Origin of the sequence: Streptomyces sp. NPDC048211, assembly GCF_043202315.1 — a bacterium.
Classification (GTDB): Bacteria; Actinomycetota; Actinomycetes; order Streptomycetales; family Streptomycetaceae; genus Streptomyces.
In genome coordinates, this window is record NZ_JBIDAD010000044.1 from 1 (window position 1) to 7,696 (window position 7,696).

At 69.3% G+C, this 7,696-nt stretch carries 8 protein-coding genes and 2 pseudogenes; 2 read left to right on the plus strand and 8 right to left on the minus strand.

The annotated features are described in order from the left end of the window. Positions 1–245 precede the first annotated feature (245 nt). The 3 genes from ACGFZA_RS42320 to ACGFZA_RS42330 all read right to left on the minus strand — a co-directional run bounded on the left by ACGFZA_RS42320 (position 246) and on the right by ACGFZA_RS42330 (position 2,603). Positions 246–1,010, minus strand: a complete 765-nt coding sequence (locus ACGFZA_RS42320; protein ID WP_393686440.1) for a class I SAM-dependent methyltransferase — start codon at positions 1,008–1,010, stop codon at positions 246–248. Positions 1,011–1,142: 132 nt separating this feature from the next. Continuing rightward, the gene (locus ACGFZA_RS42325; RefSeq protein WP_385289020.1) at positions 1,143–1,631 is read right to left on the minus strand and encodes a cupin domain-containing protein; all 489 of its coding nucleotides are present in this window, start codon (positions 1,629–1,631) and stop codon (positions 1,143–1,145) included. Between the two features lie 207 nt (positions 1,632–1,838). Continuing rightward, on the minus strand, positions 1,839–2,603 hold the full coding sequence (locus ACGFZA_RS42330) for an SDR family NAD(P)-dependent oxidoreductase (RefSeq protein WP_385289017.1): 765 nt from the start codon (positions 2,601–2,603) through the stop codon (positions 1,839–1,841). Positions 2,604–2,938: 335 nt separating this feature from the next. On the opposite strand from ACGFZA_RS42330, the gene ACGFZA_RS42335 reads away from it, so the two are divergent. Further along, positions 2,939–3,679: an alpha/beta fold hydrolase gene (locus ACGFZA_RS42335; RefSeq protein ID WP_385289014.1), complete on the plus strand. Its 741-nt coding sequence runs from the start codon at positions 2,939–2,941 to the stop codon at positions 3,677–3,679. A gap of 201 nt (positions 3,680–3,880) precedes the next feature. On the opposite strand, the gene ACGFZA_RS42340 is transcribed toward ACGFZA_RS42335, so the two are convergent. From ACGFZA_RS42340 to ACGFZA_RS42350, 3 genes and pseudogenes are all read right to left on the minus strand, one after another. Then, complete coding sequence (locus ACGFZA_RS42340; RefSeq protein WP_393686446.1) at positions 3,881–4,045, minus strand: hypothetical protein; 165 nt, start codon at positions 4,043–4,045, stop codon at positions 3,881–3,883. A 56-nt stretch (positions 4,046–4,101) separates the two neighbouring features. After that, positions 4,102–4,515 (minus strand): annotated as a pseudogene (locus ACGFZA_RS42345) (SsgA family sporulation/cell division regulator); the annotation flags it as partial. A 97-nt stretch (positions 4,516–4,612) separates the two neighbouring features. Next, the gene (locus ACGFZA_RS42350) at positions 4,613–5,020 is read right to left on the minus strand and encodes a cupin domain-containing protein (RefSeq protein ID WP_385289008.1); all 408 of its coding nucleotides are present in this window, start codon (positions 5,018–5,020) and stop codon (positions 4,613–4,615) included. A 211-nt stretch (positions 5,021–5,231) separates the two neighbouring features. Here ACGFZA_RS42350 and ACGFZA_RS42355 point away from each other — a divergent pair, with 211 nt between their 5' ends. Continuing rightward, positions 5,232–6,401 (plus strand): helix-turn-helix transcriptional regulator, encoded by a 1,170-nt coding sequence (locus tag ACGFZA_RS42355; RefSeq protein WP_393686444.1) that lies wholly within the window; start codon positions 5,232–5,234, stop codon positions 6,399–6,401. A 214-nt stretch (positions 6,402–6,615) separates the two neighbouring features. Here ACGFZA_RS42355 and ACGFZA_RS42360 read toward each other — a convergent pair whose 3' ends face one another. Both ACGFZA_RS42360 and ACGFZA_RS42365 read right to left on the minus strand, forming a co-directional pair. Beyond that, positions 6,616–7,191, minus strand: coding sequence for a hypothetical protein (locus ACGFZA_RS42360; protein WP_385289003.1), 576 nt, complete (start codon positions 7,189–7,191; stop codon positions 6,616–6,618). A 262-nt stretch (positions 7,192–7,453) separates the two neighbouring features. Then, a pseudogene (locus tag ACGFZA_RS42365) lies at positions 7,454–7,696 on the minus strand (RNA polymerase subunit sigma); the annotation flags it as partial.

Consider the following 7,696-nt stretch of genomic DNA (forward strand, 5'->3'; position numbering starts at 1 on the left):
TCACGACGATCTTCATGGTGTGTTTCCTTTCGGGGGGTGTGTTCGGGGAGGGGTGTGTCTCAGGGGAGACAGGGTGGCCGTCGGGTTTGTGACAGAGAGCCGGGCGCATGCCGGCCCCTTTGCAGTGGTGGACCGCCCGAGGACTACGCGACGGGCCGTACCGCTCCCGGGCATGTGCCGTCCTGCTTGACGCTGTGCCGCGCCAAGTCGGGTCCTCTACCGCCGAATTGACCGCTGGGCCTTCGCTACCAGTGCGTGACCAGGGCCATCGACAGGACGCTCGGATCGTCGCGTTCGCGCAGCCGGACGAAGCCGTGCCGTTCCAGCTCGACGGTCAACTCGGCGCGGGACGTCGGCCACATCCAGAACGTCTCGGTGTGCTCCCGCAGCACACGTCCTGCTTCGCACACCCGGTAGTCGAAGCGTGTGCGGATCCGGCCTCCGTACGCCGACATCACCATGCGGCCTCCGTACTCGTGCCAACCGATCCTCTGAGGAGGGAAGACACGGACGGTCTCCTCCTCGGGAAGGCGGGAGGGCGGCAGTTGGAGGAGCACCGAACCGCCGGGTACCAGTGCTCTGGCGAGGGCGGGCCAGAGAGTGTGCCGCGCGGCGGGCGGCAGACCGGCAACCGTGTTGTGGCAGATCGCGACATCGGCGACCCCGTACAGCTCCGCCTCGTCGAGAGTCTCGCCGTGCACGGTCACCCTCGCCCGCGCCTCCACCGGCAACGAGGCCAGGCGCGACATCAGCGGTGCGCGCATGGCGCGCGAAGGCTCCACCGCGTGCACGCCCACCCGGGACTCGTCCAGAGACATCAAGGTCACTCGTCCGGTTCCGGCGCCGACGTCCAGCACACCGACGCGGGCGTTCCGTACGTCGGCGCCGTAGAGTTCACCGACCCGTATCGCGTCCTGCCGGGCCTGGAGGACGTCGTAGAACTCGGCACTGACGGAGTAGTCGTCCTGCGGTGTCCGAGCTGTTGGCTGTCCGGAAATGACACTGTGCATATCAGCAGGACAGCTGACGTGCCGGGTCTGTGACAGACGTGTGAGGCGGCCGGTCCGATGCACCACGCGCCCAAGGAGGCCCGGCGCGGTAACCACGGCCGGCCGGGCCCCACACGGTTCGGGAGAGTCCGGTCACTCCACGAAGTACGAGTCGTGCTTGTCGAAGAACCTGGCACGTTCCTCGTCCGTGGCGTCCCCGAGCTGGGAGACCTGTTCGAAGTACTCCTCGCGCGGGGCGCCCGGCGTGAAGAGCAGAAGCATCTCGGCCGGGGCGTCGGAGTCGTTGCGGAAGGCGTGCAGACCACCCTGCGGCACGTGCAGGAAGTCGCCCTTGTGTGCATCGATCCACTGCGCCCCGTCGAAGAGGCGCACAGTCCCGTCGAGGATGTAGAAGGACTCCGAGATCGTCTTGTGGAAGTGCGTTCTGGGGCCGCCTCCCTTCGCCCTCATCTCGACGCGGTACAGGCCGAACTCACCCCGCGTCGTCGTGGTGGTCGCCAGATAGTGGATGGCGTCCCTGCCGGCCTCACCGTGCTCCGGTGGTGCGCTCTCCGGGCGGAAATCGGCGCTGACCTCGCCCTTGTCTCCCCAGTACACCTGGTTCGGGTACGACATGCTCACCCTTCCTCGTCCGTTGTGGTTCCTCGCAGGCCTGACCGGGGAGCCAGTCCCCCTGTGACAGCCGCGGGCCGGGTGAGCGCCGGGCCGCAGGGCGTTCGCGGGAGAGGACGGCCGCGCCCGTGACGCGGCAGGGTGTGGGCGCGCTCGCGGATGTCGAGCCCCCGTGCCTGCCCCGGCACCCGGCCGGGCAGGCACACGCAATGTGGGTCAGGTGAGTTCGAGGCCGCCGTCGACGGTGAGGATCTGGCCGGTGAGGTAGGTGCTGTGCGGGTCGGCGATGCGCACGATCCAGTCGGCGATGTCCTTGGGGTCGCCGAGACGGCCGGTGGGGATGCGGTCGCGTTCGTAGCTGCGCAGTTCGAGGATGGTTTCGTCGGAAAGACCTGCGGCGGTGAGGACTTCCGTCTGGGTGGGGCCGGGGGCGATGGAGTTGACGCGCACTCCTTCAGGGGCGAGTTCGAGGGCCCAGCTTCGCGTGAGCTGTTCGATGGCGCTCTTGGTGGCGGCGTAGTGCGCTCCGCCGGACAGGGGGCGGTGTCCGTACGTGCTGGACACGTTGACGATGGAGCCGGAGGAGACACGCAGGTGGGGCAGGGCCGCGTGGGCGAGGAGGCTGGGGGCGGTGACGTTGACGGCGAACATGTTGTCGATCACCGAGCGGTCGGTGTCGGCCAGGGGCATCAGGGCGGTGACACCTGCGTTGTTGACCAGTACGTCGAGCCGGCCCCAGCGGTCGACGGCGGTGGAGACGACCGTGTCGGGGGCACCGTCCTCGCAGATGTCGAGGGACAGGACCGCGATGTTCGCGTGGGTGCGGGCGGTCTCCTCCAGTGCTTCCCTGCGCCGGCCGACGCCGAGGACGTGAGCCCCCGATCTCGCCAGGGCGATGGCCGTGGCCCGGCCGATGCCGGATCCCGCTCCCGTCACGACGGCGACACGGTCAGCGAAGGGGAGGGCTTCGGAGCTGGACATGAGGTTCCTTTGTTCGTTGTTCAATGAACGTCGAATAACGTAGCACGCGGATGCCACTGCTCAGGAACGAACCATGTGCCACGGTTCATGTGAGGCCCGGGCGGGCCATGCCGCGCGGCATGGCCGGCGCGTGAATGTGACATGGTGAAGACACTGTGTGTCAGCGGGCGAAGGGTCCGCTACGGATACGTGTGTGCGCGGCCCCGGTGCCGGAGCGGACCCGGTACGCCAGGAGTCCGTACGACGAGCGGAGTTACGTCGACCGACGGGGTCGTGGGGCCCACCGGCTCCGTCCCCTGCTGACCCGTGACCGTTACCGACGAAGGACCGGATTCATGACTGCGATCCTGATCCACGGTGTTCCCGACACCCACCATGTGTGGGACGGCGTACGCCGTCATCTGACCCGGACCGACGTGGAGGCCTGGGACCTGCCCGGGTTCGGCGAGCCGCGACCGGACGGCTTCGGCTCCACCAAGGAGGAGTACGTCGACTGGCTCATCGAGCGGCTGGAGCGGGTCGGCGAGCCCGTGGATCTGGTCGGACACGACTGGGGCTGCATCCTCACCGCTCGCGTCGCCTCCCTGCGGCCCGATCTGGTGCGTACGTGGGCCGGTGGCAACGGGCCGGTCAACGCCGGTTACGTGTGGCATCCGCTCGCGAAGATCTGGCAGGACCCGGTCGAGGGCGACCGGTTCATGAGTGAACTGGAACCGGAGTCCTTCGCCGACGATGTCGTAGAAGGCTTCGATGTCCCCGTCGACCTGGCCGGGGAGATGGCCGGCCGGGTGGACGGGCCCATGAAGGAGAGCGTTCTCGCGCTCTACCGCTCGGCCGTCACCATGGGTGCGGAATGGGAGCCGATGCTGTCACAGGTGACCGCGCCGTGCCTGGTGTTCTGGGGCGTGCTCGATCCGGCCTGTCAGATCGAGTTCGGTGAGAAGCTCGCCGCCTCCCTGGGCGCCCCCGAAGTGGTGCGGCTCGACTGCAACCACTGGCCGGTCCTGCAGCGGCCCGCCGAGGTGGCCGGGGCCCTCCAGTCCCACTGGAGCGCGCACGGGGGCCCGGAGCGGTGAGATCCAGGCGTTGAGCAGTCCGTTCCCGTGACCGACGGGAGCGCGCGCGGGCCGGGACACGACCGGTCTCCGGTCCGCGCGGGTCGTGCCACGACCGGCGGGAAGCACCCGCCGTCCCGCGTGCCGGGCGGGTACCTGCCGTCGCGTGGGGGAACGGGGACGATCGCGGCTGCGGTGACCGGGAAGCGGGGGCGTCGTTCGTCACGCCTCGCCCAGCAGCCGGCTGACGCCTTCCTGGAAACCCAGATACGAGGTCTCCTCGCCCAGCGGCACGGCCTCCAGGGTTCGTTCGAGGAACGCGCCGATGACGTCCGCCGGTGTGACCACGACATCGATGTCCGGACCTGAGCGCAGTGCGATGTACACAAGGCCGGCGCCCGGACGCGCGAGGGCCAGATCTGGACGTCACCGAGGCCATGGAGCCCGCACAGGCCGGACCGCAGAAGGTCGCGCCCGAAGGTCCACTCGACGGCCCTGTCGGTGTCCGCCTCGAACACGATGCTGATGGAATACGGCTGGGCGCTGTCGTACCGGAGGTCGGTAGTGGCCTGCGGATACATCTCCTCGCCGACCTGCCGGACGAGCGTCCGGCAGGTCACCGGCCCGGGACGGATGTCCGATCCGCGGAGATCTTCCTGCGTACATCTGCGCTCGCCGTCCGTGCCGAAGGCCTTTCCGCTCATGGAATGATCCCCTCCCGCTCTTCCCGGCCCTACGGGAACCGATGGGTCTTCAGCCGGAGCCGTGCGCCGCGCGACAGCCGGTTCGGTGCGGCGGCGCCTGCTTCCGGAGAATCGGGCTGCTCGTAGTCTGTATCCGGCCGCGTGGCGATCCATCAGTCATGTGACTGTGTACGCCACGCCACGTGCCTCGTGGAGAGGCCGCGAGGGGCGAGGGCAGGGCGGGAGGGGATGCCGGGCAGGGGAGCCGTGGTCAGCGGACCAGGCCGTGTTGCCGGACGACCTCGGAAGTGGCTGCCCAGTCGAACTGCAGACCGTGATCGGCGGCCACGCGGCTCAGGGCCTTCTCGTCGCCGGGGGAAGGGAGTTCGGCGCACTCCGTGAAGAAGTGCTCGCAGCCGGCGGGTGAGACGATCTCGAGCACGGACGCCGGCTCGTCGCTGCGGTTCCAGAACGTGTGCCATTCCCCTCGTGGTGTGAAAAACGAGTCCCCCGCCTTCGCCCGCACTTCCTGACCGCTCGACAACCGCCCGATCTCGCCGCTGAGAACGTAGAGGTGCCGGTCCTCACGTGTATGGCGCTGCATCGGAGCACCCAGGGCCCGCGCGTCCAGGAGATGCTGTACCAGGGCGAACCGCCCCTCCGTATCGCTGCCGCTCATCAGGCAGTGATTGCGGGAACCTCCGAGAAGGCGCCGCGGCGGACCGTGGCGCTGCCCCAGCACCTGAGCAAGGAGACGGGGCGTAACCTCAAACATGCATGGTCCCATCGGGTCGCGGGTCATCGAGGTCCCCACAACATAGGCTGCTCTCCAGAACAGTGGTATCCCAGAAAAGTGGTACAGCATTCATGCCCGCTATAGGGTCTGGGCCGTGAAGGATTCGGCCATGCGATGGGCGGTGGAGAAGATCGGTGACGCCGCCGGCCGAGGCCAGGAGCTCGTCCCCCTGTGGAGGTCGGTGACCGACGTCCTCTGCGAGGTGGTCCCCGGCATCTGGGACGCCTGCTGGTACACCGTCGACCCGGCGTCCTTGCTGGTCACCAGTCACTTCCGGCAGGGCAAGGCGGACGTACCGGAGGTGCTGCTCGAAGAACTCGTGTTCCATGAGCACTTCTCCGACGACGTCAACAGGATCGTGGACATCAGCCGTTCCGCGTCCGGAATCGCCGCGATCCATGAGGCGAACGGTGGGGGCCCCGGGGCCAGCACACGCTGGCGGAGAAGTCTGACGGTCGGCAGTGACCAGGAACTGAGGGTCAGCCTGCGGACGCGTTCCAAGGAGGCATGGGGAGCCCTGTCCCTGTATCGCGAAGCCGGACGGCCGCCGTTCGATACGGATGTCCGCACCTTGCTGCGAACCGTCGCTCCGCGGTTGGCGCTCGCGGTGCGGCAGGCGCACCTGCCGATCGGGGCGCACGACCACGGGACGGCGGACACTCCCGGCCTCATCGTCCTCGACCGAGGCTCGAAGGTGCGGGCCGCGTCTCCCGGGATCGAGCGGTGGCTGGGCCGGCTTCCGGACGGCGACTGGAGCGCCGGCCGGCTCCCTTCAGCGGTGCTGTCCGTGGCGGCCACCGCCCTGCGCGCCGCGGACCGGGAGGAGGGAGCGGTGCCGGCGCCCCTGGCCCGTGTCGCCGGCCGCTCCGGCGGCTGGCTCGCGCTGCACGGCGTGCACCTCTCGACCGCGGGCGGGGCCGGTACGCACGAAGCGGCGGTGGTCATCGAGTACGCGCATCCCGAGCGGGTGCTGCCGTTGCTGATGTCCGCGTACGGACTCACGGACCGGGAGCGGGATGTCGTGCGACTGAGCCTGCAGGGGAGATCCACCGCTCAGATCGCCGAGTACCTCGTCGTGTCGACCCACACCGTGCAGCAGCATCTCAAGAGCATTTTCGCCAAGACCGGGGTGCGGAGCCGGCGTGACCTGGTGGGGACGCTCTTCTCCGGCGGCGCCGAGCCGGTGCCCCGGCAGTCGTCGGGCGGGGGATCCGCAGGACCGGAGGACTCCGGGGTCAGGACGCCCCCGGGTGCCGGGACATGACGAGCCCGCTACCGGGGCGCTGAACCCCGCCGGACGGCGACGTGGAACCGCTGCTCGATGCGGGAGATGCCGGAGGACGATCGGTGCGTGCCCGGAGGCAGTGCTGCCCCGGCCGGGCGAGCAACAGTGTCTCCGGGCACCACCGTGGCCTCGTGGGCGGTGCCCGGAGCGCGCTCTTCGCGGCCCACCTGCCGTGCGTGGCCGGGGCGGTGGCTCAGGACTTCCGGGCGCGGTACAGACCCCGGCCGGTACGCCGGATGCGGGACGTGCCGACCAGACGGTCGAGCGTGCTCCTGACCGCGTTGATGCTGCCGCTGTCGGTGTCCCTGCCCAGCGCGGCCGCGACGTCCCGGGCGCGCACGTCGACGTCACCGACCGCCGCGAAGTGCTCCATGATCTGTTCGGTGAGCTTGCCGTAGTTCGTGTGCTTGTCGTCGTCGGCTTTGGCCGTGGGGGCGGGGCGCCGGGCGCTCTTCCGGCCGGCCGGCGGTGCGACCGGGGCATCGGCCGTGGCGGCGGGGCCGGTCGGGGAAGACGTGTCCGGCTTCGCGACCACGGCTGCCGGCGCCTTCGAGTCCGTGATGCCGACGGATGCGGAGGCTGCCGCAGAGGGCCCGGTCATCAAGGCTTCAAGGGCGCCGAGGGCCCGCTGAACGGAGCCGAGATGGGCGACCACCGCGGCCAGTTCCCGTTCCAGCGCCTGTTTCTGGATCGCCAGACGGGCCAGGTCCTCCTGGAGACTCTCAGCGGTGATTTCGATGTTGCGCGCCGTGTGGGTTACGGAAGCCATGTGTTCCTCTCGTCCTCAACCTCTCTTGTTGCGCTCCGCCCGGCATCTGCGGTGTCGCTCACTCCGGATGCCGGGACGGGTGTGTCCTGCGGACATCATAAGCGGAGTGGTCCCGGCATCCCCGTGTCACGACCGCCCCCATGAGGCGGGACGGAGCGTGTCAGGAGCCGTCGGCCCGTGGGCAGCCATCGGTCCGCCTCCCGGCACGGGGCAACCAGCCCTCGCCCGGTCAGGGTCACACGTCATCCGGCAAGGGGGTATCTCACTCCCCGCGTATGGGCGACGTGTTGTTCCGAGGCGCTGGAGCGGCCGGCCGGTTCCAGGAGCGCAGTTTGTCGGGGTTGAGGATGACCCACACCTGGACGACCAGGTGGCCGGCGATGTCGAGGCTGATGACGGCGACGACCTGTTCGTCGTAACGGACGACGAGCCCGGTCCGTCCGTTGACGGAGTGGGTCCGCAGCGTCGTACGCGGATGCCGGGCCAGCAGGGTCAGCAGACTCCT

What these genes read in the sequence shown, in the direction of transcription:
- ACGFZA_RS42320 (WP_393686440.1), bottom strand. Translation starts at nt 1,010, where the DNA reads ATGCACAGTGTCATTTCCGGACAGCCAACAGCTCGGACACCGCAGGAC.
- ACGFZA_RS42330 (WP_385289017.1), bottom strand. Translation starts at nt 2,603, where the DNA reads ATGTCCAGCTCCGAAGCCCTCCCCTTCGCTGACCGTGTCGCCGTCGTG.
- ACGFZA_RS42335 (WP_385289014.1), top strand. Translation starts at nt 2,939, where the DNA reads ATGACTGCGATCCTGATCCACGGTGTTCCCGACACCCACCATGTGTGG.
- ACGFZA_RS42350 (WP_385289008.1), bottom strand. Translation starts at nt 5,020, where the DNA reads ATGAGCGGCAGCGATACGGAGGGGCGGTTCGCCCTGGTACAGCATCTC.
- ACGFZA_RS42360 (WP_385289003.1), bottom strand. Translation starts at nt 7,191, where the DNA reads ATGGCTTCCGTAACCCACACGGCGCGCAACATCGAAATCACCGCTGAG.